Source organism: Nocardioides sp. Leaf374, from assembly GCF_916862475.1.
In the GTDB taxonomy this organism is placed as follows: domain Bacteria; phylum Actinomycetota; class Actinomycetes; order Propionibacteriales; family Nocardioidaceae; genus Nocardioides; species Nocardioides kribbensis.
The window spans coordinates 1-25202 of the sequence record NZ_CAKASO010000038.1 but is presented as its reverse complement, the minus strand read 5'-3'; the positions used below and the strand labels follow the sequence as shown (position 1 = coordinate 25202).

At 73.8% G+C, this 25202-nt stretch carries 21 protein-coding genes; 6 read left to right on the top strand and 15 right to left on the bottom strand.

The window, feature by feature from the left end:
* Window positions 1-39 precede the first annotated feature (39 nt).
* Window positions 40-2247: a 3-hydroxyacyl-CoA dehydrogenase NAD-binding domain-containing protein gene (locus LPA27_RS15370; RefSeq protein ID WP_228942993.1), complete on the bottom strand. Its 2208-nt coding sequence runs from the start codon at window positions 2245-2247 to the stop codon at window positions 40-42.
* An 86-nt stretch (window positions 2248-2333) separates the two neighbouring features.
* Window positions 2334-3545, bottom strand: coding sequence for an acetyl-CoA C-acetyltransferase (locus tag LPA27_RS15365; protein ID WP_056905176.1), 1212 nt, complete (start codon window positions 3543-3545; stop codon window positions 2334-2336).
* A 240-nt stretch (window positions 3546-3785) separates the two neighbouring features.
* On the opposite strand from LPA27_RS15365, the gene LPA27_RS15360 reads away from it, so the two are divergent.
* Together LPA27_RS15360 and LPA27_RS15355 are read left to right on the top strand one after the other, a co-directional pair.
* Entirely contained in the window at window positions 3786-4526 is a 741-nt protein-coding gene (locus LPA27_RS15360) for a MerR family transcriptional regulator (RefSeq protein ID WP_056905175.1), read from the top strand.
* 103 nt (window positions 4527-4629) lie between these two features.
* Window positions 4630-5523: an NAD(P)H-binding protein gene (locus LPA27_RS15355; protein ID WP_056865025.1), complete on the top strand. Its 894-nt coding sequence runs from the start codon at window positions 4630-4632 to the stop codon at window positions 5521-5523.
* A gap of 250 nt (window positions 5524-5773) precedes the next feature.
* Here LPA27_RS15355 and LPA27_RS15350 read toward each other — a convergent pair whose 3' ends face one another.
* The 9 genes from LPA27_RS15350 to LPA27_RS15310 form a co-directional block, all read right to left on the bottom strand.
* Window positions 5774-6403 (bottom strand): CPBP family intramembrane glutamic endopeptidase, encoded by a 630-nt coding sequence (locus tag LPA27_RS15350; RefSeq protein ID WP_228942992.1) that lies wholly within the window; start codon window positions 6401-6403, stop codon window positions 5774-5776.
* A 274-nt stretch (window positions 6404-6677) separates the two neighbouring features.
* On the bottom strand, window positions 6678-8096 hold the full coding sequence (locus LPA27_RS15345) for a DEAD/DEAH box helicase (protein WP_228942991.1): 1419 nt from the start codon (window positions 8094-8096) through the stop codon (window positions 6678-6680).
* Between the two features lie 238 nt (window positions 8097-8334).
* Window positions 8335-8529, bottom strand: a complete 195-nt coding sequence (locus tag LPA27_RS15340) for a CsbD family protein (RefSeq protein WP_056865028.1) — start codon at window positions 8527-8529, stop codon at window positions 8335-8337.
* Window positions 8530-8712: 183 nt separating this feature from the next.
* Window positions 8713-10221 carry a flavin-containing monooxygenase gene (locus tag LPA27_RS15335; RefSeq protein ID WP_228942990.1) on the bottom strand — a complete coding sequence of 503 codons (1509 nt, stop codon included), beginning with the start codon at window positions 10219-10221 and terminating at the stop codon, window positions 8713-8715.
* Between the two features lie 144 nt (window positions 10222-10365).
* Window positions 10366-11115 carry a glutamine amidotransferase gene (locus LPA27_RS15330; protein ID WP_193661795.1) on the bottom strand — a complete coding sequence of 250 codons (750 nt, stop codon included), beginning with the start codon at window positions 11113-11115 and terminating at the stop codon, window positions 10366-10368.
* A 60-nt stretch (window positions 11116-11175) separates the two neighbouring features.
* Window positions 11176-12336, bottom strand: coding sequence for a CaiB/BaiF CoA-transferase family protein (locus tag LPA27_RS15325; protein ID WP_324251265.1), 1161 nt, complete (start codon window positions 12334-12336; stop codon window positions 11176-11178).
* A gap of 366 nt (window positions 12337-12702) precedes the next feature.
* A complete protein-coding gene (locus LPA27_RS15320; protein WP_416383246.1) occupies window positions 12703-13431 on the bottom strand; it encodes an amino acid ABC transporter ATP-binding protein in 729 nt (242 codons plus the stop codon).
* A gap of 65 nt (window positions 13432-13496) precedes the next feature.
* A complete protein-coding gene (locus tag LPA27_RS15315; protein WP_056865031.1) occupies window positions 13497-14375 on the bottom strand; it encodes an amino acid ABC transporter permease in 879 nt (292 codons plus the stop codon).
* Window positions 14372-15274 (bottom strand): transporter substrate-binding domain-containing protein, encoded by a 903-nt coding sequence (locus LPA27_RS15310; RefSeq protein WP_193661793.1) that lies wholly within the window; start codon window positions 15272-15274, stop codon window positions 14372-14374. Before LPA27_RS15310 ends, LPA27_RS15315 begins: the two co-directional genes overlap by 4 nt.
* A 150-nt stretch (window positions 15275-15424) precedes the next feature.
* On the opposite strand from LPA27_RS15310, the gene LPA27_RS15305 reads away from it, so the two are divergent.
* Window positions 15425-15979, top strand: a complete 555-nt coding sequence (locus tag LPA27_RS15305) for a PadR family transcriptional regulator (RefSeq protein ID WP_228942988.1) — start codon at window positions 15425-15427, stop codon at window positions 15977-15979.
* Window positions 15976-18030, top strand: a complete 2055-nt coding sequence (locus LPA27_RS15300) for an FAD-dependent oxidoreductase (protein WP_228942987.1) — start codon at window positions 15976-15978, stop codon at window positions 18028-18030. Before LPA27_RS15305 ends, LPA27_RS15300 begins: the two co-directional genes overlap by 4 nt.
* A gap of 541 nt (window positions 18031-18571) precedes the next feature.
* On the opposite strand, the gene LPA27_RS15295 is transcribed toward LPA27_RS15300, so the two are convergent.
* Window positions 18572-19105, bottom strand: coding sequence for a TetR/AcrR family transcriptional regulator (locus tag LPA27_RS15295; RefSeq protein ID WP_228942986.1), 534 nt, complete (start codon window positions 19103-19105; stop codon window positions 18572-18574).
* Between the two features lie 347 nt (window positions 19106-19452).
* The gene (locus LPA27_RS15290) at window positions 19453-20331 is read right to left on the bottom strand and encodes an SDR family oxidoreductase (protein ID WP_228942985.1); all 879 of its coding nucleotides are present in this window, start codon (window positions 20329-20331) and stop codon (window positions 19453-19455) included.
* Window positions 20332-20550: 219 nt separating this feature from the next.
* Between LPA27_RS15290 and LPA27_RS15285 the strand changes: the two genes are divergently transcribed.
* Both LPA27_RS15285 and LPA27_RS15280 read left to right on the top strand, forming a co-directional pair.
* Window positions 20551-21696 carry a MalY/PatB family protein gene (locus tag LPA27_RS15285; protein ID WP_228942984.1) on the top strand — a complete coding sequence of 382 codons (1146 nt, stop codon included), beginning with the start codon at window positions 20551-20553 and terminating at the stop codon, window positions 21694-21696.
* Window positions 21697-21721: 25 nt separating this feature from the next.
* On the top strand, window positions 21722-23146 hold the full coding sequence (locus LPA27_RS15280; RefSeq protein WP_267477220.1) for a UDP-glucose dehydrogenase family protein: 1425 nt from the start codon (window positions 21722-21724) through the stop codon (window positions 23144-23146).
* Between the two features lie 24 nt (window positions 23147-23170).
* On the opposite strand, the gene LPA27_RS15275 is transcribed toward LPA27_RS15280, so the two are convergent.
* Together LPA27_RS15275 and LPA27_RS15270 are read right to left on the bottom strand one after the other, a co-directional pair.
* Window positions 23171-24100 (bottom strand): hypothetical protein, encoded by a 930-nt coding sequence (locus tag LPA27_RS15275; RefSeq protein WP_056865036.1) that lies wholly within the window; start codon window positions 24098-24100, stop codon window positions 23171-23173.
* Window positions 24097-25202 (bottom strand): hypothetical protein (locus LPA27_RS15270; protein ID WP_324251264.1); only part of this gene is annotated, 1106 nt, incomplete at its 5' end. The genes LPA27_RS15270 and LPA27_RS15275, both read right to left, overlap by 4 nt.

Genomic DNA, 25202 nt, shown 5'->3' with positions numbered 1-25202 from the left:
GCCGGTCCGGTGGGCCCGGTAGCCCTGGCGGGCCGGGCGTCAGGCCGGGAAGGACTCGCCCTTCTCGGCCATGGAGCGCAGGTGGGCGGTGGGGGCGAAGCGGTCGCCGTAGCGCTCGGCCAGCTGGTCGGCGCGCTTGACGAAGGCGGCCAGGCCGATCTCGCCGTCGGCGGCCTGGTAGCCGGTCATGTACTGCGCGGCGCCACCGGTCATGGGCGGGAAGCCGATGCCCATGATCGAGCCGATGTTGGCGGCCGCGGCGGAGGTGATGACACCCTCCTCGAAGCACTTGGCCGTCTCGAGGGCCTCGGCGAAGAGCATCCGCTCCTTCATGTCCTCGAAGGGGATCTGCTCCTCCGCCACCGGGAACTCCTCGGCGAGGCCGGCCCAGAGGCCCTGGCGCTTGCCGTCGGCGTACTCGTAGAAGCCCTTGCCCTTGAGGCGCGAGGGCCGCTCGAGCTCGAGCATGCGCTGCACCACGGCGGTGCCGGGGTGGATGGCGTACGGCGTGCCGTCGCGCTCGGCGGCCTCGCGGGTGGCCTTCTCGATCTTGGCCATGAGCTCCATGTTGAGCTCGTCGGTCAGCTGCAGCGTGCCCACGGGGTAGCCCGCCTGCGTCGCGGCGCGCTCCAGGGAGATCGGGTGGGCGCCCTCGGCGAGCATGGCCAGGCCCTCGTTGACGAAGAAGCCGATGACGCGCGAGGTGTAGAAGCCGCGGCTGTCGTTGACCACGATCGGCGTCTTGCGGATCTGCTGGACGACGTCGTAGGCCTTGGCCAGCGCCTCGTCGGAGGTCTCGGCGCCGCGGATGATCTCGACCAGCGGCATCTTGTCGACGGGGCTGAAGAAGTGCAGGCCGATGAAGTCCTTCGGGCGGTCGACGCCCTCGGCGAGCTCGGTGATCGGCAGGGTCGAGGTGTTGGAGCACAGCAGCGCGTCGTCGTTGACGTAGGGCGCGACCTCGGCGAAGACCTTGGCCTTGAGCGAGGGGTCCTCGAAGACGGCCTCGATGACCAGGTCGCAGCCGGCCAGGGCGGCGGCGTCGCCGGTGGCGGTGATGCGACCGAGCAGCTCGGCCTTCTTCTCCTCGGTCGACTTGCCGCGCGAGATGGCCTTGTCGAGCAGGCCCTCGGAGTAGGCCTTGCCCTTGGCGGCGTTGTCGTCGGAGACGTCCTTGAGCACGACCTCCATGCCGGCGCGGGCGCAGGAGTAGGCGATGCCGGCACCCATCATGCCGGCGCCGAGCACGCCGACCTTGGTGGCCTTGAAGGGCTCGATGCCCTGCGGGCGCATGGAGCCGGACTTGATGGCCTGGAGGTCGAAGAAGAACGCCTGGATCATGTTCTTCGAGCCCTGCTCGGTGATGAGCTTGACCAGGTAGCGCGACTCGATGCGCGAGGCGGTGTCGAAGTCGCGCATGGCGCCCTCGACCGCGGCGGAGAGGATGGCGCGGGCGGCGGGGTAGACCGCGCCCTTGGTCTGCTTGCGCAGCAGTGCCGGGAAGGCGGGCAGGAAGCCGGCCAGGGCCGGGCCCTTGGGGTTGCCGCCGGGCATCTTGTAGCCAGGGGCGTCCCACGGGTTGGTGGTCGCCTCGGGGTGGGCCTTAATCCACGCCTTGGCCGCGGGCACGAGCTCCTCGCGGGTGGCGACCAGCTCGTCGACCAGGCCCTTCTCCTTGGCCTGGGCCGGCTTGAACTGCGTGCCGGTGAGCAGCACCTCCATCAGTCCCGCCTGGAGCCCGAGCAGCCGCACGATGCGGGTCACGCCGCCGCCGCCGGGCAGCAGGCCCAGCGACGACTCGGGCAGGCCGAGGGCGACCTTGTCGTCGTCGACGACGATGCGGTGGTTGGTGGCCAGGCAGATCTCGAAGCCGCCGCCGAGCGCGGCGCCGTTGATGGCCGAGACGACCGGCACGGGCAGCTTCTCCAGGCGGCGCAGCGGCTCCTTGACGCCCTCGGCCATCGCGAAGACGCTCGCGGCGTCGTCGGGGGTCGCGGTGACCATGCCCTTGAGGTCGCCGCCGGCGAAGAAGGTCTTCTTCGCGCTGGCGATGACGACGCCGGTGACGCTCGAGGCGTCGGCGGCCAGCTCGTCCTCGATGCGGTCCACGACGGCCTTCATCGAGGAGGTGTAGAGCGCGTTCATGGTGTTGGCCGACTGGTGGGGGTCGTCCAGGGTGAGGGTGACGATGCCGTCGGCGTCCTTGTCGTAGCGGACGGCGGTCTGCTCGGTGGTGGTGGTGCTCATGCGTGTGTGGGTCCTGTCTGGGTCTGTGACGGGCGTCGGCGCGTACGCCGGGAGGGGGCTGGTCGGTCCGCGCGGGTGCGCGGGGCTCAGACCAGCTCGACGATCGTGGCGATGCCCATGCCGCCGCCGACGCAGAGCGTGGCGAGGCCGCGGCGCTGGTCGCGGCGGGCGAGCTCGTCGATGAGGGTGCCGAGGATCATCGCGCCGGTGGCCCCGAGCGGGTGGCCCATGGCGATGGCGCCGCCGTTGACGTTGGTGATCTCGTCGGTGATGCCCATGTCGCGCATGAAGCGCATCGCGACGGCCGCGAAGGCCTCGTTGATCTCGAAGAGGTCGATGTCGCCGACCTCGAGGCCGGCCTTGGCGAGCGCCTTGCGGGCGGCCGGGGCGGGGCCGGTGAGCATGATCGTCGGGTCGGCGCCCGAGACGGCCATCGACACGATCCGGGCGCGCGGGGTCAGACCGAGGTCCGCGCCGACCTGCTCGGTGCCGATGGCCATGAGCGCGGCGCCGTCGACGATGCCCGAGGAGTTGCCGGCGTGGTGGACGTGGTCGATCTTCTCGACCCAGTGGTACTTCTCCAGCGCGACGTCGTCGAAGCCCGCGTCGCGACCCATCTGGGCGAAGCTGGGCCGGAGGCCGGCCAGGCCCTCGACCGAGGTGTCGGGGCGGATCAGCTCGTCGTGGTCGAGCACGGTGAGGCCGTTGATGTCCTTGACCGGCACGACCGAGTCGGTGAAGTAGCCGTTGGCCCACGCCTTGGCCGCGCGGTGGTTGGACTCGGCGGCGAAGGCGTCGACGTCCTCGCGGCTCCAGCCCTCGATGGTGGCGATGAGGTCGGCGCCGATGCCCTGGGGCACGAAGCCGGTGGCGAGCGCGGTGGCGGGGTCCTGGGCCCAGGCGCCGCCGTCGGAGCCCATCGGCGCGTTGCTCATCGACTCCACGCCACCGGCGAGGATGAGGTCCTCCATGCCGCCGCGGATGCGACCGGCGGCCTGGTTGACGGCCTCGAGGCCCGAGGCGCAGAAGCGGTTGAGCTGCACGCCGGCGACCGTGTCGGGGTAGCCCGCCTTGAGCGCGGCGGTCTTGGCGATGTCGCCGCCCTGCTCGCCGACGGGGGTGACCACGCCGAGCACGACGTCGTCGACGCGGTGGGGGTCGAGACCGGGGTTGCGCACCGTGAGCTCGTCGAGCAGCCCGACCACGAGGTCGACCGGCTTCACCTCGTGCAGCGATCCGGCGGCCTTGCCCTTGCCGCGCGGTGTGCGGATGTGGTCGTACACGAATGCTTCTGCCATGACCGTCCTCGGTGCTCGATGTCTGTGCGTCGATTGTGACACTATTGCTGTCACTGTCGTCAAGGGATCGCGGCACCGCCCGTGCCCCCGTGCGTGTGTCGGCCACCACACCGGCAGGATGTCCTGCCTGACCGGCAGGTCGCCGCCCCCCGCGTCAGCAGGCGGGCGGGCGCCACGGCAGCATCACGGCAAGCAGCACGGCAGGCAGCGCGGCAAGCAGCAGCAGAAGGGAGGACGAGGATGGACGAGAACGGCGCCGGGGCCACCAAGGACCTGATGACCCTCGACGAGCTGACCCAGCGCGCCGGGATCAGCGTGCGCAACGTGCGCTTCTACACCACCAAGGGCCTCGTGCCGCCCCCGATCCGTCGCGGCCGCTCCGGCTACTACACCCCCGACCACGTCGCGCGCCTCGAGCTGGTCGCCGAGCTGCAGAGCCACGGCTTCACGCTCTCGGCCATCGAGCGCTACGTCGCAGCGATCCCCGCCGACGCCACCCCCGAGGACATCGCGCTGCACCGCACGATGCTGGCGCCGTGGCAGGCCGACGTGCCCGAGGAGATGAGCGTCGCCGAGCTCGCCACCCGCGCGGGGCGCGAGCTGGGCGAGGACGACCTCTCGACGCTGGCCGCCCTCGGCATCGCCGTGCCGACGCGCCGCGGGCGCTACGCCGTGGCGCTCACCCAGCTGCCGGTGGGGCTGAGCCTGCTCGACCTCGGCTTCCCCACCGAGGCCGCGGTCGCCTCGGCCCAGGTCTACGCCGCCCACGGCCGTCAGCTGGCCGAGGAGCTCAACCAGGTCTTCCGCACGATGGTGTGGCCCGCCTACAAGGAGGCCGGCGCCTCCCCCGAGACCATCCGCGAGGTCGTCGAGCGGCTCAAGCCGCTCTCGATCGCCGGGCTGGTCTCGGCCTACGAGTCGGCCATGGACCAGGCCAAGCGCGACCGGATCGCCGAGCGCGCCCGGCGCGGCACCGACTGACCCTGTCCCCGGCCGGCCAGGCGTCCGGGTGGTTTCTCACCCCTCGGGCCCGAGCCCCCCGCTCCTGGGCGGCGGGCCAGGTCGCACCCCCTACGCTGGCCCCATGAGTCTCACCGTCCTCGTCACCGGCGCCACCGGCTTCATCGGGAAGCGGCTGGTGCCTGCGATGGTCGAGGCCGGTCACCACGTCAAGGCCATGACCCGCCACCCCGACACCTACGAGGGCCAGGGCGAGGCGGTCTACGGCGACGTCTTCGACCCGGGCACGCTGGCCGAGCCGCTCACCGACGTCGACGTCGCCATTTACCTGGTGCACTCCCTCGACGACAACGACTTCGAGCGTAAGGACGCCGAGGCCGCCACCGCCTTCGGGCTGGCCGCGGCCGCCAACGGCGTCACCCAGATCGTCTACATGGGCGGGCTCGGCAAGGACGACGACGACCTCTCCCCCCACCTGCGCTCGCGCCGCGAGGTCGAGCAGCTGCTCGGCACCTCCGGGGTGCCCGTCACGGTGCTGCGCGCGGCGATCGTCGTCGGCGCCGGCGGCGTGTCGTGGGAGATGACGCGTGGGCTGGTCAAGAACCTGCCCGCGATGGTCGTGCCGCGCTGGGCCGCCACCCGAACCCAGCCGATCGCGATCGACGACGTCATCCGCTACATCGTGGGCGTCACCGGCAAGGAGGAGGCCTACGACCGGGTCTTCGAGGTCGGCGGCGCCGACCAGCTGAGCTACGTCGGCATGATGCGCGGCGCGGCCAAGGAGATCCTGGGCCGCGACATCCCCATCATCCAGCTGCCCGTGGGCACGCCGGTGCTGTCGTCGTGGTGGATCCGCCTGGTCACCGGCGTCGACACCACCACCGCGGCCAACCTCATCGACTCGATGGGCAACGAGGTCCTGCAGACCGACTACTCCATCCGCGACGTCGTGCCTGGCGAGCCGCTGAGCTACGCCGAGGCCGTGCGCCGCGCCGTGGCCGAGGACGACCAGACCTGAGCCGGGTCCGATGCGGGCGCCCGGCCGTGCGTCATGCGGACCGTGGATGCGCCTCCTCGCGGCGCATGACGTCCGCAGCACCACGCGGAGGCGTCATGCGAATCGTGGATGCGGCGCCACGCGACGCATGACATCCGCAGCACCCCTCGGAGGCGTCATGCGGACCGTGGATGCGCCTCCACGCGACGCATGACGTCAGCGCGCGCCACCGCGGGAGGCCCCGAGGACGGGTCCGCGGCGCGCAGGACGATCAGAGGAAGATCAGCGGCAGCAGGAAGAGCATCGAGATCGACCACGTCAGGTGGGTCAGGATCGGGGCGAGGATGCCGCCCGAGGCGCGACGCTGCAGGCCGACCACCACACCGAGGAGCACGGCGGCGAAGGTGAGCATGACGTTGCCGGTGGCCAGCGTGGCCACGGTGTAGGCCACCGTGGTGACCGGCACGGGGTAGCGCGGGGTGGCGGCGTAGGCGCCGCCGCGGAAGAACAGCTCCTCGGCGACGCCGTTGACGGCCGTCACGAAGAGCAGCAGCGGCCAGGGGCCCTCGACGGTGTAGTCGAGCACCGACTGGATCTGGCGCACCAGGGGGTCGAAGAGCGGGATCTCGCGGATCAGCAGCGCGCCGAGCACGAAGACCCCGACCATCGCCGCGCCCAGCAGGATCGGCGAGAGCACCGGGCGGCGCAGCCGCTCGGCGTGCCCGATGCGCCCGAGGTGGAGCGGGCCGGAGGTGAAGGCGCCGAGGATCCACACCGAGGCCAGGACGAGCGTCGAGACGTAGAACCAGCCCGAGCCCGGCTCGATGCGCAGCGAGAAGCCGAGCACGGCGGCGCCGATCACCACGAAGACACCCGTGACGATCTGGCGCCGCCTCAGCACGGCGGGGTCGTCCCGGTGGTCGCGAGGCACGACGTCCCACAGGGACCGTCTGACGAACTCACGCACCGGGCTCACTCCTCCCACCTTACGTCGCCTGCGTTCAGCCCCGGCGTCCGCTGAAGGACGCGGCGCTGTGGCTCGAGCCACCCTGCCCCGACCCACCGGTACGCCGGGCAGCGCCCGACCGCCCGCCGGGCCCGCCGGCGGGCTTGGCCGCACCGGAGCCCTGGCCGCGCCCGCGACCCTGGCCGCCCTGGCCGCCGCCCTGCGAGGACTAGCCGGAGCCGCCCGAGGAGGTGCCGCCGCCGCTGCGACGACGGCGGGTGCCGCCGCCCGCGCCGCCGGCGCCGCGGCCGCCGGAGCGACCCGAGCCGCCACCGCTGCCGCCGGAGCCGCGCGGGGCGGGCTCGGGGGTGCTGACGCCGAGGCCGCCGGGCACGAGGACGCGCTCACCGGGGGCCAGCGTGGTGAGGATCGGGTGGGAGATCGTGTCGACCTTGGTGATGGTCGGCTTGATGCCGGCCGCGCGGGTCAGGTCGCGCACGTCGCGCACCTGCTCGGCGGTCATCAGGGTGATCACGGTGCCGGCCGCGCCCGCGCGCGCCGTGCGGCCCGAGCGGTGCAGGTAGGCCTTGTGCTCGGCCGGCGGGTCGGCGTGGACCACGAGGGCCACGTCGTCGACGTGGATGCCGCGGGCCGCGATGTCGGTGGCGACCAGCGTGCTGGCCTGGCCGGCGTGGAAGGCGTCCATGTTGCGCACGCGCGCGTTCTGCGACAGGTTGCCGTGCAGCTCGACGGCGGGCACGCCGTTCTTGTTGAGCTGGCGGGCCAGGGCCTTGGCGCCGTGCTTGGTGCGGGTGAAGACCACGGTGCGACCGGGCGCGCTGGCCAGGTCGACCAGCACCGGCACGCGCTGCTCGCGCGAGAGGTGCAGCACGTGGTGGTCCATCTTCGCCACCGGCGACTGCGCGGAGTCGGCGGAGTGGGTGACGGGGTTGCGCAGGAAGCGCTTGACCAGCACGTCGATGGCGTTGTCGAGGGTGGCCGAGAAGAGCAGGCGCTGGCTCTCGACGGGGGTCTTCTCCAGGATCCGGCGCACGCCGGGCAGGAAGCCGAGGTCGGCCATGTGGTCGGCCTCGTCGAGCACGGTGACCTCGATGGAGCCGAGCTGGCAGTGGCCCTGGGAGATGAGGTCCTCGAGGCGGCCGGGGCAGGCCAGCACGATGTCGGTGCCGCGGCGCAGCCCGGCGACCTGGGGGTTCTGGCCCACGCCGCCGAAGACGGTCTGGGTGGTGAGGCCGGCGGCCTTGGCCAGCGGCTTGAGGGCCTCGTGGATCTGGTTGACCAGCTCGCGGGTCGGGGCCAGCACGAGCGCGCGGGGGCGCTTGGCCGTCGCGGGCAGCGACGACTCGACGAGGCGGGCCACCAGCGGCAGCAGGAACGCGAAGGTCTTGCCGGAGCCGGTGCGGCCGCGGCCGAGCACGTCGCGCCCCGCCAGCGAGTCGGGCAGCGTCGCGGCCTGGATCGGGGTGGGGGAGGTGATGCCGTCTCGGGCGAGGATCGCCACGAGGTCGGCGGGCACGCCGAGGGCGGCGAAGCTCGGGGAGCCCGCGCCGGCGGTGCCGGAGGAACGGGTGGAGGAAGCGTTGGACGAAGCGTTGGACGATGCGTTGGACACGAAGAAGTCACTCACTGTGGGCGTGTCTCGCCAATGATTGGCTGCACGACTGGCCCGTGACGGGCGAGAGGAGCGGGTGCCTCCGACGGAGGCGGCGCGCGGACCGGGTGGTGCGGGTCCGGCGGAGCCCGAGGCAAGACGGAACGGGCTGCCCCCCAGTCTAGGGGTGCAGCCCGTCGATCGAGATTCGACGCGGTGTGCGTCTGGTCTCAGCCGTCCCTCCCGGCCGCGGTGCGCGGCGGGAGGGGAGGTCTCACTTGGTGAGGCCGTCCTTGATGTCCTTGGCGGCGTCCTTGAGCTTCTCGACGCCCTGCTTGACGCCGGCCGAGGCCTGGTCGCCCTTGCCCTCGGCCTCGAGCTGCTCGTCGCCGGTCGCGCGGCCGGTGGTCTCCTTGGCCTTGCCGCCGAGCTCCTCGGACTTGTTGCTGATCTTGTCGCCGATGCCCATCACGTGCTCCGTTCGTCGGGGCGCTCCCCTCGGGCGAGGGGTGCGTGCTGCGATCTGTTCTTCGATCCAGTGCACCACCGTGCACCGAGTCGGGCCTCACCCCTGGGGTGAGCGCGGGGTGCGCCCCGCGTGACACCGGGGCGCCCGTGGCGTACGGGGCGGGCTCGACCGGTCCCGGGCGGTTCAGGAGAAGGCCAGGGCCTCGTCGTCGATGCGGTCGCGGCGGATGGTGCGCACGTCCTGGAGGTAGTTCTGCCGCAGCATCCACGGCGCGCGGTCGCCCTGCTTGGGCAGGTCGTCGAGGGCGCGCTGGATGTAGCCGGAGGCGAGGTCCATGAAGGGTCGCTCCCCCACCGACTCGTCGCGCACGGGCACCACGGCGCGCAGGCCGTGCTCGTCGAGGTGGGAGAGCAGGCGCACGACGTACTCCCCCACCAGGTCGGCCTTGAGGGTCCACGAGGCGTTGGTGTAGCCGATCGTGTAGGCGAAGTTGGGCACGCCGCTGAGCATGAGGCCCTTGTAGGACATCGCCTGGGAGACGTCGATCCGCTCCCCGTCGAGGCTGAGCTCGAGGCCGCCGAAGGCGAGCAGCTTCAGGCCCGTGGCGGTGACGATGATGTCGGCGTCGAGGTGCTCCCCGGAGGTCAGCGCGATGCCGGTCTCGTCGAAGGTCTCGATGGTGTCGGTGACCACCGAGGCCTGACCGTCGCGCAGGGCCTTGAAGAGGTCGCCGTCGGGCACGACGCACAGGCGCTGGTCCCACGGGTCGTAGGACGGCTGGAAGTGCTCGTCGAAGGAGACGCCCTCGGGCAGCTGGGGCTCGGTGAAGCGGCGGATGACGGCCTTGGCCTGCCGCGGGAAGCGGCGGGCGAGCTGGTAGCTGGCCACCAGGCGCAGCACGTTCTTCCACCGCACGACCGGGTAGGTCACCGCGGCCGGCAGGGGCAGCTTGTCGAACAGCCGCGACCAGGGGTCCTCGCCGGGCTGCGGGAGGATGTAGGTGGGCGTGCGCTGGAGCATGGTGATGTGCTCGGTCGTGCCGGCCATCGAGGGCAGCAGCGTGATCGCGGTGGCGCCCGAGCCGATGACGACGACTCTCTTGCCGGCGTAGTCGAGGTCCTCGGGCCAGTGCTGGGGGTGCACCACCTGGCCCCGGAAGCGCTCGCGGCCGGGGAAGACCGGGGTGTGGCCCTCCTCGTAGTCGTAGTAGCCCGTGGCGCCCCACAGGAAGCCACAGGTCATGGTGAGCGGCTCGCCGTCGCGCTCGATGCGCACCGTCCAGCGCGCGGCCGCGGAGTCCCAGTCGGCGCCGAGGACCTTGTGGTGGTAGCGGACGAGGCGGTCGACGCCCTGCTCGCGGGCGACCGTGCGCACGTAGTCGAGGATCAGGCCGCCGTCGGCCAGCGCGGTGTGGCTGGGCCAGGGCCGCCAGCGGTAGCCGAAGGTGAACATGTCGGAGTCCGAGCGCACGCCGGGGTAGCGGAAGAGGTCCCACGTGCCGCCGCTGGCCCCGCGGCTCTCCAGCACCGCCACGCTGCGACCGGGGTGGCCCGCGCGCAGCTGGCAGGCCGCGCCGATGCCCGAGAGGCCGGCGCCGACGATGAGGACGTCGACGTGCTCGACCCCGCCGGGGGGCGTGGCGGAGGTGGACTCGCGGGTGCCGGTCGCAGGGGCGCTGGTCTCGCTGCTCATGGGCCGACGGTAGCCCGGTCCGCGGCTTGTTGACAGATGTTCAGCAAGAGGTCTGCCTCACGGTCCGTACGCCGGGACGCTGCGGCCGGGCGGGTTTCGGGCGGGGCCGGGGCGGGCCGGGGTCGCGGGCCGGCCGGGGCGGGGTCAGTCGCGGGCGAAGAGCTCGACGAAGCGGGTGAGCAGCCGCTGCGGCTCGGTGACAACGGCGGCACGGGCCCGGGCCTGCAGCGTGGCGGCGCCGCCGGGCTCGAAGTAGCCGTGCTCGGCGTAGACCTCGATGCGGGTGCAGATGCCCTCGACGTCGAGCTCGGGGTGGAACTGCGTGGCCCAGACCCGCTCGCCCAGCCGGAAGGCCTGCACCGGGCAGGTGGCCGACGAGGCGAGCAGCACCGCCCCCTCGGGCAGGCGGGCCACCGCCTCCTTGTGGCCCAGGAAGGCCTGGAAGCGGTCGGGCAGGCCCCCGAAGAGCGCGTCGGCGCGTCCGGCCTCGGTGAGGGTGATGGTCTGCGCCCCGATCGGCTCGGGGTGGGAGCGGTCGACCAGTCCGCCGCGCAGCACGCCGAGGGTGCCGATGCCGTAGCAGGCGCCGAGGAAGGGGTGGTCGGCCGCGACGACCCGCTCGGCGAGGTCGGCCAGCTCGGCCTCGGCCCGGCGCTGCGCGGTGCTCTTGGCCTCGACGGGGTCGCTGACGTTGTAGGGCCCGCCGCCGAGCACGATGCCCGACCAGGCGTCGAGGTCGACCGGCCCGCCGAGCGCGTCGAGGAGCGACTCGCGCTCCAGGCGCACGCGGCGCAGCTCGCGCTCGGCCAGGCCGGTGCAGCGCAGGACCGCGTCGTACTCACCGTCGGCGGCGAGGTCCTCCGCGCGGGTGCCGAGGAAGAGGAACGGCTTCACGGGGCCAGTGTGCCGGGCGCCGGGCGAGGGGGTGGCACCGGCGGGCGTGCGACCCCCGGGTCAGTCGGCCTGCACCGCGACGCCGCGCGCGAGCAGGCCGTCGACGTCGGCGACGCCCCACGCGGCGAGGGCGTCGCGGGTGTGGCGGCCGGCCTTGTCGGGCGGCGGGGTGGAGAGCGTGGCCCCGGTGCGGGAGAAGCGGGGCGCGGGGGCCGGCTGGAGGCGGCCCTCGTGCTCGACGAGGGTGCCGCGGGCGGCGAGGTGGGGGTGGTCCTTGGCCTCGGTGACCGGGATGATCCCGGCGACGCAGGCGTCGGTGCCCTCGAAGAGCTCGACCCAGTCGGCCTGGGTGCGGCTGCGGAAGGTGTCGGCGAAGAGGGCGCGCATCTCGTCGTAGCGCTCCAGCTCGTGCTGGCCGGGGCAGGTCTCCTTGACGCCGAGCAGGGTGACGAGGGCGTCGAAGAACTGCGGCTCGAGGGCGCCGACGCTCATGTGGCGGCCGTCGGAGGTCTCGTAGACGTCGTAGAAGGGGGCGCCGCCGTCGAGGAGGTTGGCCGCGCGCTCCTCGCGGAAGATGCCCGCGCCGACGAAGGCGGTGGTCATGGCGTTGACGTGGGCGGTGCCGTCGACGATCGCGCCGTCGACGACCTGGCCCCGGCCGCTCGCCTTCGCCTCGAGGAGCGCGGCGAGGATGCCGATCACGAGGTACGTCGAGCCGCCGCCGAAGTCGCCGACCAGGTTGGTCGGGAAGTGCGGCCGCGACGGGTCCTGGCCGAGACCGAAGAGGGCGCCGGTGATGGCGATGTAGTTCATGTCGTGCCCGGCGGCGTGGGCCAGCGGGCCGGTCTGGCCCCAGCCGGTCATGCGCGCGTAGACCAGGCGCGGGTTGCGGGCGTGGCAGTCGTCGGGGCCGAGACCGAGGCGCTCGGTGACGCCGGGGCGCATGCCCTCGACCAGCACGTCGGCGCTCGCCACGAGGTCGAGCACGGTCTGCACCGCCTCGGGGCTCTTCAGGTCGAGCGCGACGCTGGGCCGGCCGCGGTTGAGCAGGTCGTGACTCCCGCCGCTGAGCACCTGGCCCCCCGGGCGCTCGACCCGGATCACGTCGGCGCCCAGGTCGGCCAGGATCATGCAGGCGTGCGGGCCCGGCCCGATCCCCGCGATCTCCACGACCTTCACGCCCTGCAGTGGTCCCGTGCCCTGACCCAGCTCGTAGCTCATGCGCGCATCATGCCCCAGATGCTGACAGAAGTGGTGTCACGGTCGGGTGGTGGGCGGGGCGCGGTCGGGATCGGGCGGGGACCGGGCTGCGGGTGGGTCCGTCCAGCGCGATTGCGCGGTTCGCGCAGGCCGGGGCCGCCGAGGGCTGCGGCAGCCGCGCACACCGCACGACGCGCCCAGCCCGGCTGAGCGTGGGGTCGTCCAGCGCGATTGCGCGGTTCGAGCAGGCCGGGGCCGCCCGCGAACGCACCAGCCACGCACACCGCGCCGTCCCCAGCCCGCCGCCGGCGCAAGTGCGCGATCGATGCGCTCCAGCCGCGCCATGGCGCGATCGGGGCTGCGGCGGCGGAGCGGGGAGCCTCCGGGTCAGCCGGGCAGGACGCGCCGCAGGAACTGGCGGGTGCGCTCCTCGCGGGGGTCGGCGAAGATCTCGGCGGGCGGGCCCTGCTCGAGGATGCGGCCCTCGTGGAGGAAGCAGACCGAGGTGGCGACCTCGCGGGCGAAGGCCATCTCGTGGGTGGCCAGCACCATGGTGGTGCCGGCCTCGGCCAGGTCGCGCACGATGGCGAGCACGTCGCCGACCAGCTCGGGGTCGAGCGCCGCGGTGATCTCGTCGAGCAGCAGCAGCGTCGGCTGCGTGCACAGCGCGCGCACGAGCGCGGCGCGCTGTTGCTGGCCGCCGGAGAGCTTGTCGGGGTGCTTGCCGGCGTGCTCGGAGAGCCCGAACTGCGCGAGCAGGTCGCGGGCGCGGGCCTCCGCCTCGGCCTGGCCGAGGCCGTGCACGCGGCGCGGGGCGAGGGTGCAGTTGTCGAGCACGGTGAGGTGGGGGAAGAGGTTGTAGGCCTGGAAGACCATGCCCATGCGCCGGCGCACCTCGCGCGGGTCGACGCGGGGGTCGGAGACCTCGCGGCCCTCGAAGACGATCGAGCCGTCGTCGACGTCCTCGAGCAGGTTGAGGCAGCGCAGCAGCGTCGACTTGCCCGACCCCGAGGAGCCGATCAGGCAGATGACGTTGTGGGGCTGCACGCGCAGCGACACGTCGGCCAGCACGACGCGCTCGCCGTAGGACTTGCGCAGGCCGGTCGCCTCGAGCAGCGGCTCGACGCCGCCGCGCGCCGTCCCGCCCACCGGGCCGGTCACAGGGCCGGTCACAGGGCCGGTCACAGGGCACCGGTCCGCTCGCGACGGGCGTAGCGGCGACCGAGGGCGTCGGTGAGCCGGGCCAGCGGGATGGTGAGGGCGACGAAGAAGAGGGCCACGACGACGTAGGGGGTGTAGTTGAAGTTGTAGTTGGTGTAGTCGCGGGCCACGAAGACCGCCTCGAAGACACCGATCGTGGAGGCCAGGGCGGTGTCCTTCTGCAGCGAGACGAAGTCGTTGAGCAGCGGCGGCACGACGCGGCGCACGGCCTGCGGCACGACGACGAAGCGCATGGTCTGGGTGCGCGAGAGCGCCAGCGCCTCGGCCGAGGCGATCTGGCTGGGGTGGATCGACTCGATGCCCGAGCGGAAGACCTCGGCGACGTAGGCGCTGTAGGAGATGACCAGGGCCGTGGTGGCCCAGAAGAACGGGCTGGTCGGCAGGCCCTGCAGCTGCAGGCCCGGCATGCCGAAGCCCATCAGCAGCACGAGCAGCAGCGTGGGGATCCCGCGCACCACGTCGGTGTAGGCCACCGCGAGCAGTCGCAGCGGCGCCAGCACCGGTGCGCGGGCGCCGCGCGCCAGCGCGATGAGCAGCCCGAGCACCAGGATGATCGGCTCGGCGATCATGAACATCGCGACGTTGATGAGGAAGGCGTCGGCGATGTCGGGCAGCGAGGCGCGGGCGTGGAAGCCGTTGAAGAACGACTCGCGCACCCGCTCCCAGCCCGGCGAGGTCACCAGCAGCAGGCCCAGGCCGGCGAAGAAGACGACCAGCGCCGTGGTCGCGACGCCGATCGAGCGGCGCCGCAGGGCACGGCGTACGGCGCGCCGCTCGAGCTCGCGCTCGCTCGGGGTCCAGGTGGCGCCGCCCGCGGGAGCGCCGGTCGGGGACGTCACTGGAGCTGGGGGACGTCCACGACGTCGGAGAGCCAGCGCTGCTCGAGGTCGGCCAGGGTGCCGTCGTCGTCCATCTGGGCCAGCGCGGCGTCGACGCAGGGCACGAGGTCGCTGCCCTTCTCGAAGAGCATCCCGAACTCCTCCTGCTCGCCGGTCTCGGGCTGGAACTGCCCCACGAGCACGCTGTCGGGGATCTCGACGGCGGAGATGTAGAAGGCGGTGGGCAGGTCGGCGAGCACGGCGTCGACCTGGTCGTTCTGCAGGGCCTGCTTGGCGGCGTTGGTGTCCTCGAAGACCACGGCGTCGGCCTCGGGCTGGATGACGTCGCGGATCGCGGTGAGCGAGGTGGTGCCGGTCTGCGCGCCGAGCCGCAGACCCTGCAGGTCCTCCAGGCTGGTGGCCTCGGCGCCTGCGGTGCCCTCGAGGGCGATGACGGCCTGGGCGGCGGAGTAGTAGCCGGAGGAGAAGTCGACGACCTCGGCGCGGGCCGGGGTGATCGAGATCTGGTTGATGTCGAGGTCGAAGTCCTTGGGGCCCGGCTTGTAGCTGGAGTTGAAGGGCACCGTCTGCCAGGTGACCTCGTCGGCGCCGAAGCCCAGGCGGTCGGCGACCTCGTAGGCCACCGCCGACTCGAAGCCCTCGCCGTTGGTCGGGTCGTTGTCGGTGAACCACGGGTCGTAGGCCGGGGAGTCGGTGCCGACGGTCAGCGTGCCGTCGGAGACCAGGGTCGCGCCCGCGGCGCACTCGGCCGGGTCGAGGTCGGCGGCCGGCGTGGCCTGCGCCGAGGAGGTGTCGTCGCCGGACCCGCCCGCGCTGCCGGACTCCTCGACCGGGGCGCAGGAGACGGCGAGCAGCACGAGGGGCAGGGACACGAGGGAGGCCGTCCGGCGCAGCAGCATGGACGAATCGTAGGTCGCGCCGGGCCGGTCGCGGTCACGACGGGTCCGCGCCGGGACGCCGGTCACGTCCCAGGGACGCGCCGGGGGTCCTCCGAGGGATGACGAGCCCCCCTCTTGCAACTCGTTGCATAGGTACGTCACCATGACCGCATGGCCCTCGAGCATGCCCTTCTCGTCGCGCTGCGCGAGCAGCCCGCGGCCGGACTCGAGCTCGCCGGGCGCTTCAGCCGCTCGATCGGCTTCTTCTGGTCGGCCACCCACCAGCAGATCTACCGCGTGCTGGCCCGCATGGAGGCCGACGGCTGGGTGGAGGCCACCCCCGTGCCGCAGGCCGGGCGACCCGACAAGAAGGAGTACGCCGTCACCGCGGCCGGGCGCGAGACGCTCGCCGCGTGGCTGGCCACCCCCGTCGGCGCCGAGCCCATGCGCTCGGAGCTGGCCGTCAAGCTGCGCGGCGCCTCCTTCGGCGAGCGCGAGGCCGTGCTCGACGTCGTGCGCGCCGACCTGGCCGACCACCACCTGCGCCTGGACCACTACCGCCAGCTGATGAAGCGCGACTACCCCGAGCCCGGCCGGCTCACCGGCCTGGCCCTCGACCAGTACCTCGTGCTGCGCGGCGGCGTGCGGCTCGAGGAGTTCTGGACCCAGTGGCTCGAGGAGTACCTCGACGCCCACACCCGCCCCACCACGGAGGACGACCGATGACCGCCCAGACCCCGCAGCCCGAGCAGCCCGAGCAGCCCCGGCACCCGCTGCTGCTCTCCCCGCTCACCCTCGGCGCGGGCGCCGACGCGCTCACGCTGCGCAACCGGATCGTCATGGGCTCCATGCACACCGGCCTGGAGGACAGCGCGCGGGACCTGCCGGCGCTCGCGGCGTACTTCCGGGAGCGTGCGCGCGGCGGCACCGGCCTCATCGTCACCGGCGGCTACGCCCCCAACCGGCGCGGCTGGCTCAAGCCCTTCGCCTCCGAGCTGACCTCGCGGCGTCAGGCCCGCAGCCACCACCAGGTCACCGACGCGGTGCACGAGGAGGGCGGGGCGATCGCGCTGCAGGTGCTGCACGCGGGCCGCTACGGCTACCACCCCTTCAGCGCCTCCGCCTCGAGGCGCAAGTCGCCGATCACGCCCTTCACGCCCTCGGCGATGTCGACGCGCACCGTCGACCGCACCGCCTCCGACTTCGCCGACGCCGTCGGCCTGGCCCGCGAGGCGGGCTACGACGCCGTCGAGATCATGGGCTCCGAGGGCTACCTCATCAACCAGTTCCTCGCCGCGCGCACCAACGACCGCACCGACGCGTGGGGCGGCTCGGCGAGCAAGCGGATGCGCTTCCCGGTCGAGGTGGTGCGCCGCGCCCGCGAGGTCGTCGGCGACGACTTCCCCATCGTCTACCGGATCTCGCTGCTCGACCTGGTCGAGGACGGCCAGACCTGGGAGGAGACCGTCGAGCTGGCCCACCTGCTCGAGCAGGCCGGCGTCACCGTGCTCAACACCGGCATCGGCTGGCACGAGGCCCGCGTGCCCACGATCATCACGCAGGTGCCGCGCGGGGCGTGGCGCTCGATGACCGCCCGGCTCAAGGCGGCCGTGTCGGTGCCGGTCTGCGCCTCCAACCGGATCAACACCCCCGACCTGGCCGAGGCCGTGCTCGCCGCCGGCGAGGCCGACCTCGTCTCGATGGCCCGCCCGCTGCTGGCCGACCCCGAGTTCGCGCTCAAGACCGCCCAGGGCCGCGCCGACGAGATCAACACCTGCATCGCCTGCAACCAGGCCTGCCTCGACCACGCCTTCGGGAACCAGAAGGCCTCCTGCCTGGTCAACCCCCGCGCCGGGCGCGAGACCACCCTGGTGCTCACCCCCACCCGCCGCCGCGCCGGCGTCGCCGTCGTCGGCGCCGGCCCCGCCGGGCTGGCCACCGCCGTCTCCGCCGCCGAGCGCGGGCTGGCCGTCACCCTCTTCGAGGCCGGCCCCGAGCTGGGCGGACAGTTCCGCCTGGCCATGGCCGTGCCCGGCAAGGAGGACTTCGCCGAGACGCTGCGCTACTACCGCCGCCGCCTCGACGTGCTCGGCGTCGACGTGCGCCTCTCCACCCGCGCCGGGGTCGCCGACCTCGCCGGCTTCGACGAGGTCGTCGTCGCCACCGGCGTCACCCCGCGCGTGCCCGACCTCGAGGGCGTCGAGCACCCCAGCGTCGTGTCGTACGCCGACGTGCTCGCCGGTCGCGTCGTGCCCGGGCGCCGCGTCGCCGTCGTCGGCGCCGGCGGGATCGGTGTCGACGTGAGCGTCTGGCTCACCCACGACCCCAGCGAGGACCTCGACGACTGGCTGGCCCACTGGGGCGTCGGCGACCCCTCCCTGCACCGCGGCGGACTCACCGAGCGCAAGCCCCGCGAGCCGCAGCGCGAGGTCACCCTGCTGCAGCGCAAGACCACGATGATCGGCAAGGACCTCGGCAAGACCTCCGGCTGGGCCCACCGCGCCGTGCTCAAGCAGTCAGGGGTCACCCAGGTCGCCGGCGCCACCTACCACCGCGTCGACGACGCCGGCCTGCACTACTCCGTCGACGGCGTCGAGACCGTGCTCCCCGTCGACCACGTCGTGCTCTGCGCCGGCCAGGAGTCGGTGCGCGACCTCTACGACGACCTCGTCGCCGCCGGCGTCACCGCCCACCTCGTCGGCGGCGCCGACGTCGCCGCCGAGCTCGACGCCAAGCGCGCCATCGAGCAGGGGACCCGGGTGGCGGCGGGGCTCTGAGGCCGCTGCGGGTTTCACCAGCCGGCTGGTGAAACCCGCACTGGTCGGCCCGTGCGCGGGCCGACCAGTGCGGGTCCGGGCCGACAGCTGGGACGCAGGTGGCTGGTGGGACTCCGGCTCCCGCCCTCGCGCGGTCTCGCGCGGCGGGGCCGGCGTGCGGGAAGTGGCGGCGAACGACACGTCCACCGGCCTCGGGCTCGTCGTATGCCGCCACTCCAGCCCTCGGCACCGGTACGGCGCGGCGGGTTCACCGGTCGGCTGGTGAAACCCGCACCTGTCGGCCCAGACCCGCACGGGCCGACGGACCCGAGGGCTGCCGAGCAACACCGACGCGGGCCCGCGCGATCACCCGCCGCGGCGCTGAGGCCGGCGGCCGGGAAGTGGCGGCGAACGACAGGTCCACCGGCCTCGGGCTCGTCGTATGCCGCCACTTCAGCGCGGTCCCGGCGCGCCCCCGGTACGGCGCGGCGGGTTTCGCCGGTCGGCTGGTGAAACCCGCACCTGTCGGCCCAGACCCGCACGGGCCAACGGGGTCGCGGGGTCAGCCGAGCAGGGCCGCGCGGGCGTGGGTGGACCAGAGGCCCACGTGGGGGTCGGTGGCGGCGGGCCGGTGGTCGAAGGCGTAGGTGAGCGCGACGCCGCGCATGCTGGTGTTGAGCAGCTCCCGCGTCGCGGCGTACGACGGGAGCGCCACGAGGTCGGCGCCGAGCATGCGGTCGGTCGCGGCGCGCACCTGCTCGCCGACCGCGCGCTCGGCGGGGCGCAGCGCCTGCGCGAGGGCGGGGGTGTGACGTGCGGCGAGCCAGAGCTCGGTCGCGGCCCAGAAGTAGTCCTCGCGGTAGGTCGACCACAGCACCACGACGGCGGCGTCGATGCGCTCCCCGGGGTCGGCCGGCCACGTGGTCCGGGCGCCGAGGGCGGCGATGCGGGCCGTGGCGAGGTGGGCGACGGCGGCGACGAGCAGGTCGTCGCGGGACGGGTACTGGTGCAGCAGCCGCCCCCGCGACACCCCGGCCAGCTGCTGGATGCGCAGCGTCGAGGCTCCGGCGTAGCCGTGCTCGACCAGCGCCCGCACGGCCGCGTCGAGGACCTGCTGGCGGGTGACCAGGCTCGGACGGCGGGTGGCGCGCCCGACCGCCGATCCGCCAGCGCCGCCAGCGCCGCCAGCGCCAGCAGCTCCAGCCGCTCCAGGCGCTCCAGGCGCTCCAGCCGCGCCACGGAGACCGACCGCGTCCCCCTCGGAGCTCCCGCTGCCCCCGCGGGGACCCGCGCCGCCGCCGCTGCTGCCGGCCCCGCGGGGGGCCCCGGCGCGCCCGGACGAGCCCTCGCCGGTCCCGGTGCTCCTCGCGCTTGCGGCGCCGCTCCGGCGGGGACCCTCGCCGTCGCTCCGGCGGGGCCCCTCGATGCCGTCGCCGGCCACGCTCAGTCCAGCGGGTCGAGGAACAGGTCGGCCTCGAGGGGGCCGTCGCCGGGGCCGGCGCGGTAGCCCGAGAGGTCGGTGACGCCCTCCTCGGCGAGCACCTCGTCGTCGATGTAGAAGTGACCGGTGCAGGCGCGCGGGTCGCGGGCGAGGATCGCGTGGGCGGCGTCGGCGACGATCTCGGGGGTGCGCGAGCGGGCGACGGCCTCGTCGCCGCCGAGCAGGTTGCGCACGGCGGCGGTGGCGATCATGGTGCGCGGCCACAGCGAGTTGGCGGCGATGCCGCGGTCCTTGAGCTCCTCGGCGAGGCCGAGGGTCACCAGGCTCATCGAGTACTTCGCCATCGTGTAGGCGAGGTACTTCCCCGCCCACCGCGGGTCGAGGTCGAGCGGCGGCGAGAGCGTCAGCACGTGGGCGTGCTCGGAGCGCTCGAGCCACGGCAGCGCGGTCTTCGACAGCAGGAACGTGCCGCGGGCGTTGATGGCCATCATCAGGTCGTACTTCTTCATCGCGATGTCGCTGGTCGACGACAGGTCGAGCGCGGAGGCGTTGTTGACCACGACGTCGATGCCGCCGAAGCGCTCGACGGCCTGGTCGACGGCCGACCGCACGTCCTCCTCCTTGCGTACGTCGCCGACCACCGCGAGGGCCTGCCCGCCGGCGGCCTCGATCTCGGCCGCTGCGGTGTGCACCGTGCCCTCCAGGCGCGGGTCGGGCTCGGCGGTCTTGGCCAGCATCACCACGTTGGCGCCGTCGCGGGCCGCGCGCAGCGCGATGGCCAGGCCGATGCCGCGGCTGCCGCCCGACATCAGCAGGGTGCGGCCGGCGAGCGGGGCGGCTCCTGCGGCGGCGGGGGACGCGGGGGTGGGGTCTGCGGGCACGGGGAGTCTCCTCGGGTCGGTGTCGGGCCACGGTAGGAGGCGAGGGCCATGACGGTCAACGCTGACTGTTATCGAGGGCGGCGTCCGCAGCACGCGAGGGGGGTCCACCGGACGCGCGCCCCGCCCCGCCCTCACCGCCCCCACCACCCGCTCCGCCCGCACCGCCCGCACCGGCGCCGCCGGCGGCAGACCGCCGGGCCCGGACGCTAGCGTCGGGGCATGATCCGCGACCTCACCGACGCCGAGGCGCGCGCAGCGCTGGTCAACAAGTGGGCCGTGCCCGACGACGTGCTGCCGGCCTGGGTGGCCGAGATGGACTACGCGGTGGCGCCGGCCATCACCCGCGCGCTGCACGAGGCGGTGGAGCGCGGCGTGACCGGCTACCCCGCGCTCGAGCACGACGGCGGCGCGCTCGGTGCGTCGTACGCCGGGTTCGCGCGGCGCCGCCACGGGTGGGAGGTCGACCCCGGGCTGGTGCTGCCGACCGTCGACGTCAGCGCCGGGGTGCGGCTGGTGCTCGACGCGCTGAGCGACCCCGGCCCCGTGGTGCTGCCGCTGCCGGCCTACGCACCCCAGCTGGACCTGCCCGGGGTGACCGGACGCGAGCGGTGGGACCTGCCGGTGACCCCCGACGGCGACGCCTACACGCTCGACCTCGACCACCTCGAGCGGCTGCTGGAGCGCGGGGCGCGCACCCTGCTGCTGACCCAGCCGCACAACCCCTGCGGCCACGTGCCCACCCGTGCGGAGCTGGAGGCCGTGCGCGACCTGGTGGTGCGCCACGGTGCGCGGGTGGTCAGCGACGAGATCCACGCGCCGCTGGTGCTGCCCGGCGCCGAGCACGTGCCGTACCTCTCGCTGGAGGGCACCGCCGACCACGCCGTGGCCCTGGTGGCGGCGAGCAAGGCCTTCAACACCGCGGGGCTGAAGTGTGCGCAGGTGGTGAGCGGCGACGCCGCCACCCACGCCCGGCTCACGGCGGTGCCGATGGTGCGCAACGACTCCTGGTCCTCCCTCGGCGTCGTGGCCTCCGTGGCGGCCTACACCGAGGGCGACGCGTGGCTCGACGCGCTGCTGGTGCGCCTCGACGAGCAGCGCACCCTGCTGGCCGACCTGCTGGCCGAGCACCTGCCGACGGCGCGGATGCGGCCGCTGGAGGCGACGTACCTCGCCTGGCTCGACCTGCGGTCCTGCGGCCACGACGACCCGGCCGCGGTGGCGCTGGAGCGTGGGCGGGTGCGGCTGGCGCCCGGCCACGACTACCACCCCGGGCTGGCCGGTCACGCCCGGCTCAACGTCGCGACCAGCGCCACCCGGCTGTCGGAGATCGTTCGTCGCCTGGCCGTGGCGCTGTCACCTCGTTGATCCGCGGGGGCGTCTGACTGGGGCCATGACCCTCCCGGCGACGCCCGCGACCGACCGGCCGACGGGCCGGCCCTCCCCCGCCACCGGCACCGGCACCGGCACCGGCACCGTCGAGCTGCCGCCCGAGTCGCGCCAGCGCCTCGTGGTGATCGGCTGCGGGTACCTCGGCGCCACCCACGCCGCCTGCATGGCTGAGCTGGGCCACGAGGTGCTCGGCGTCGAGGTCGACCCCGCGCGGCTGTCCTCACTGCAGGCCGGGCGGGTGCCCTTCCACGAGCCGGGCCTGGCCGAGCTGCTGGCGCGCCACGTGGCCTCGGGGCGGCTGCGGTTCACCGACTCCTACGCCGAGGCCGGGGCCTTCGGCGACGTGCACTTCGTCTGCGTCGGCACCCCGCAGCGCGGCGACAGCCTCGGCGCCGACACCTCCCACGTGGAGGCCGCGGTGGCGTCGCTGGCCCCCCACCTCGCCCGGCCCGCCCTGGTCGTCGGCAAGTCCACGGTGCCGGTCGGCACGGCCGCCTCGCTGGCCGCCACCCTGGCCGCGCTCTGCCCGGCCCCCGACGACGTGGACCTGGCCTGGAGCCCGGAGTTCCTGCGCGAGGGCTTCGCGATCGCCGACACCCTGCGCCCCGACCGGGTCGTGGTCGGCGTCGCCTCCGAGCGGGCCGAGAAGCTGCTGCGCGAGCTCTACGCCCCGCAGGTCGACGCCGGCTGCCCGCTCGTGGTCACTGACCCCGCGACCGCCGAGCTGGTCAAGGTCGCCGCCAACGCGTTCCTGGCCACCAAAATCTCCTTCGTCAACGCCGTCAGCGAGGTCTGCGAGGCCGCCGGCGCCGACGTCGTCGACCTCGCCGAGGCCCTCGGCCACGACGCCCGCATCGGCCACCGCTTCCTGCGCGCCGGGATCGGCTTCGGGGGCGGCTGCCTGCCGAAGGACATCCGCGCCTTCGTCCACCGCGCCGGCGAGCTCGGGGTCGAGGACACCATGTCCTTCCTGCGCCAGGTCGACGCCATCAACCAGCGCCAGCGCCAGCGCGTCGTGCAGCTGTCCACCGCCCTGCTCGGCGGCAGCGTCAGCCGCACCCGGATCGCGGTGTGGGGCGCGGCCTTCAAGCCCGACAGCGACGACGTGCGCGACTCACCGGCCCTCTCGATCGCCGGCAGGCTGCACCTGCGCGGCGCGACCGTCACCGTGCACGACCCCGCCGCGGGCGGCACGGCGCGCGCGGCGTACCCGACGCTGACCTACGCCGACTCCCCGCTCGAGGCCTGCCGCGACGCCGACCTGCTGCTGCACCTGACGGAGTGGAGCGACTACCGCGAGGTCGACGTGGCCGAGGTGGGCCGGGTCGTGCGGCGCAAGCAGCTGCTTGACGGGCGCAACGCACTCGACGCCGCGCTGTGGCGCGAGCACGGGTTCACCGTGCGGGGGATGGGCCGCCGGCCCTGAGCGGCGGCGGCCGGACCCCTCGGCTCAGACGTTGAAGCGGCCGCGGCGCCGCACGAGCGGGCGGGGGGCCTGGGGGAGCCAGGTGCGGGTCACGTGGTCGATCACGTGCACGCCGGGGGGCGCCTCGATGCGATGCAGGCCGAGCAGCTCCTCGCCGCGGCCCTCGCTCAGGGCGGTGAAGACCTCCCACTCGCGCCGCTTGCGGGGGGCGCGGGAGGAGTCGAAGTCGGTGGTCGAGGTCCAGTGGGTGAACTCGTCGCGGTCGAGCCACTTCAGCTCCACGACCATCCCCTCGGGGGCGATGATGCGGTCGGAGTCGTCGGGGAACTCGCGCACCTCCCACTCGAAGGCCTTCACGAACGTGAACTCCGGGCCCATCGGGTAGACCCACGGCTCCAGGAAGCGGTAGCCCAGGTCGAGCCAGGCCACCGAGTCGCTCTCGACGGTGAGCGGGTGGCGCGGCAGGGCGACCACGGCCCCCGACTCCTCCAGCTGCCACGACAGGTCGGCGAGCAGGGCGACGCCCTCGCGGGTGAGCACCATGTCGCCGTCCCACTTCATCGAGTAGGACGTGCGGACCTGGGAGAGCGACCAGTTGTAGAAGTGGGTCAGCGAGTGCACCGAGTCGGGCGGGGTGGCGAGGTGCTCGGTGCCGGCCCGGGCGACCTGGAAGGGGTAGTCGAGCACGGTGAGCCGCTCACCGGCGCCGAGCTCGTCGGCGATGCGGCGGGCCTCCTCGGCGGTGCCGTCGTCGGAGAGGTTGTCGACGACGATGACGTGCTGCACCGCCTCGAGCATCCCGGGCAGCACCCACGGCAGGTTGTGGGCCTCGTTGCGCATCCGGAAGACGCAGGTCAGCCCGGGGGTGAGCCGGCCCTGGCGCCACGGCCAGCGCACGTCGTAGGTCGGGTCGCCCTCCAGGCAGGGGATGTCGGCGCCGCGCACCGGGCTCATCGCGACCTGCCCGCGGCCTTGCGCAGGCCCCGGCGCACCGAGGGCGGCACCAGGGCGCGGATCTTGTGGGGCACCTTCTCGGCGCGCCCGCCGCCGGCGGCGCTCGAGGTCTGCGGCGGCGCGACCTTGGCCAGGGCCTCGCGGCGCGCGGCGAGCGCGGCCGACTCGGCGATGGCGGCCGACTCGTCGTAGAGCTCGGCGTAGGCGGCGCGCAGCTCGTCGAGCCGCTCGTGGGTCGCGGCGACGTCGCCGTCGTCGTCGGCGAGCCGGTCGAGGGCCAGCCACGACTCCTGGGCGATCTCGCGCAGGCGCCGCGGCACCTCGACGTCGTCCCAGGTCAGCTGCACGCGGCGCAGGTTGGGGTCGATGAACTGGTGCACCGCCCGGATGTCGTTGGCCGAGGCCGACTTCACCGCGTCGAGGTCGAAGCGCTGCCCGACGCCGAAGACCGGCACCGTCCAGTCCTGGAGCAGGTCGCCGTAGCGCACGAAGGCGCGCACCGAGCCGCGGGTGGAGCGCTCGGTGTGGAGCATCATGTTGACCCAGGCGGCGGTGCGGCTGATCTCGCCGAACTTCGAGGAGTAGTACTTCTGCTTGCTCCCCACGACCTCGGTCGGCGGGCGGAGCATGGTGACGTACGCCGGCGTCGCGTCGCAGCGCAGCGCGGCCGCGCGCCACAGGCCGAGGAACCACGCCATGCGCGGGTCCTTCACGACCAGCTCGGGACCGCCCTCGACGAACTGCTCCTCCAGCCAGGTGTGCAGCCGGGTGCGCAGCGGGCCGAAGGTGGCCAGCTTGCCCGACTCGAACCACGCCGAGGGCCGGCCGTCGGAGACCTGCACGTTGCAGCGCTTGAGCAGCTCGTCGTGGAAGTCGACGACCCACTGCGGCTCGCCGAAGCCCTTGGGGTTGGTCTCGTCGGCCACGACCTCGGGCTGGGGCACGTGCATGCCGAGCGCCTGGAGGGTGCCGGCCATGGTGCTCGTGCCGCTGCGGCCCGAGCCGACCACGAAGACGATCCGGCGGGGCACGGGCGGCGCGTCGGCCAGCGGGTCGGCCAGCGGGTCGGCCGTCGCCCCGTCCGGCGCGGCGGCCGTCGCGG

Excerpts from the sequence above, each read along its gene's own strand:
- LPA27_RS15280 (WP_267477220.1), top strand. The coding sequence starts at position 21,722 with ATGACCCTCCCGGCGACGCCCGCGACCGACCGGCCGACGGGCCGGCCC.
- LPA27_RS15335 (WP_228942990.1), bottom strand. The coding sequence starts at position 10,221 with ATGAGCAGCGAGACCAGCGCCCCTGCGACCGGCACCCGCGAGTCCACC.
- LPA27_RS15300 (WP_228942987.1), top strand. The coding sequence starts at position 15,976 with ATGACCGCCCAGACCCCGCAGCCCGAGCAGCCCGAGCAGCCCCGGCAC.
- LPA27_RS15370 (WP_228942993.1), bottom strand. The coding sequence starts at position 2,247 with ATGAGCACCACCACCACCGAGCAGACCGCCGTCCGCTACGACAAGGAC.
- LPA27_RS15310 (WP_193661793.1), bottom strand. The coding sequence starts at position 15,274 with ATGCTGCTGCGCCGGACGGCCTCCCTCGTGTCCCTGCCCCTCGTGCTG.
- LPA27_RS15285 (WP_228942984.1), top strand. The coding sequence starts at position 20,551 with ATGATCCGCGACCTCACCGACGCCGAGGCGCGCGCAGCGCTGGTCAAC.
- LPA27_RS15275 (WP_056865036.1), bottom strand. The coding sequence starts at position 24,100 with ATGAGCCCGGTGCGCGGCGCCGACATCCCCTGCCTGGAGGGCGACCCG.
- LPA27_RS15305 (WP_228942988.1), top strand. The coding sequence starts at position 15,425 with ATGGCCCTCGAGCATGCCCTTCTCGTCGCGCTGCGCGAGCAGCCCGCG.
- LPA27_RS15355 (WP_056865025.1), top strand. The coding sequence starts at position 4,630 with ATGAGTCTCACCGTCCTCGTCACCGGCGCCACCGGCTTCATCGGGAAG.
- LPA27_RS15340 (WP_056865028.1), bottom strand. The coding sequence starts at position 8,529 with ATGGGCATCGGCGACAAGATCAGCAACAAGTCCGAGGAGCTCGGCGGC.
- LPA27_RS15360 (WP_056905175.1), top strand. The coding sequence starts at position 3,786 with ATGGACGAGAACGGCGCCGGGGCCACCAAGGACCTGATGACCCTCGAC.
- LPA27_RS15325 (WP_324251265.1), bottom strand. The coding sequence starts at position 12,336 with ATGAGCTACGAGCTGGGTCAGGGCACGGGACCACTGCAGGGCGTGAAG.
- LPA27_RS15365 (WP_056905176.1), bottom strand. The coding sequence starts at position 3,545 with ATGGCAGAAGCATTCGTGTACGACCACATCCGCACACCGCGCGGCAAG.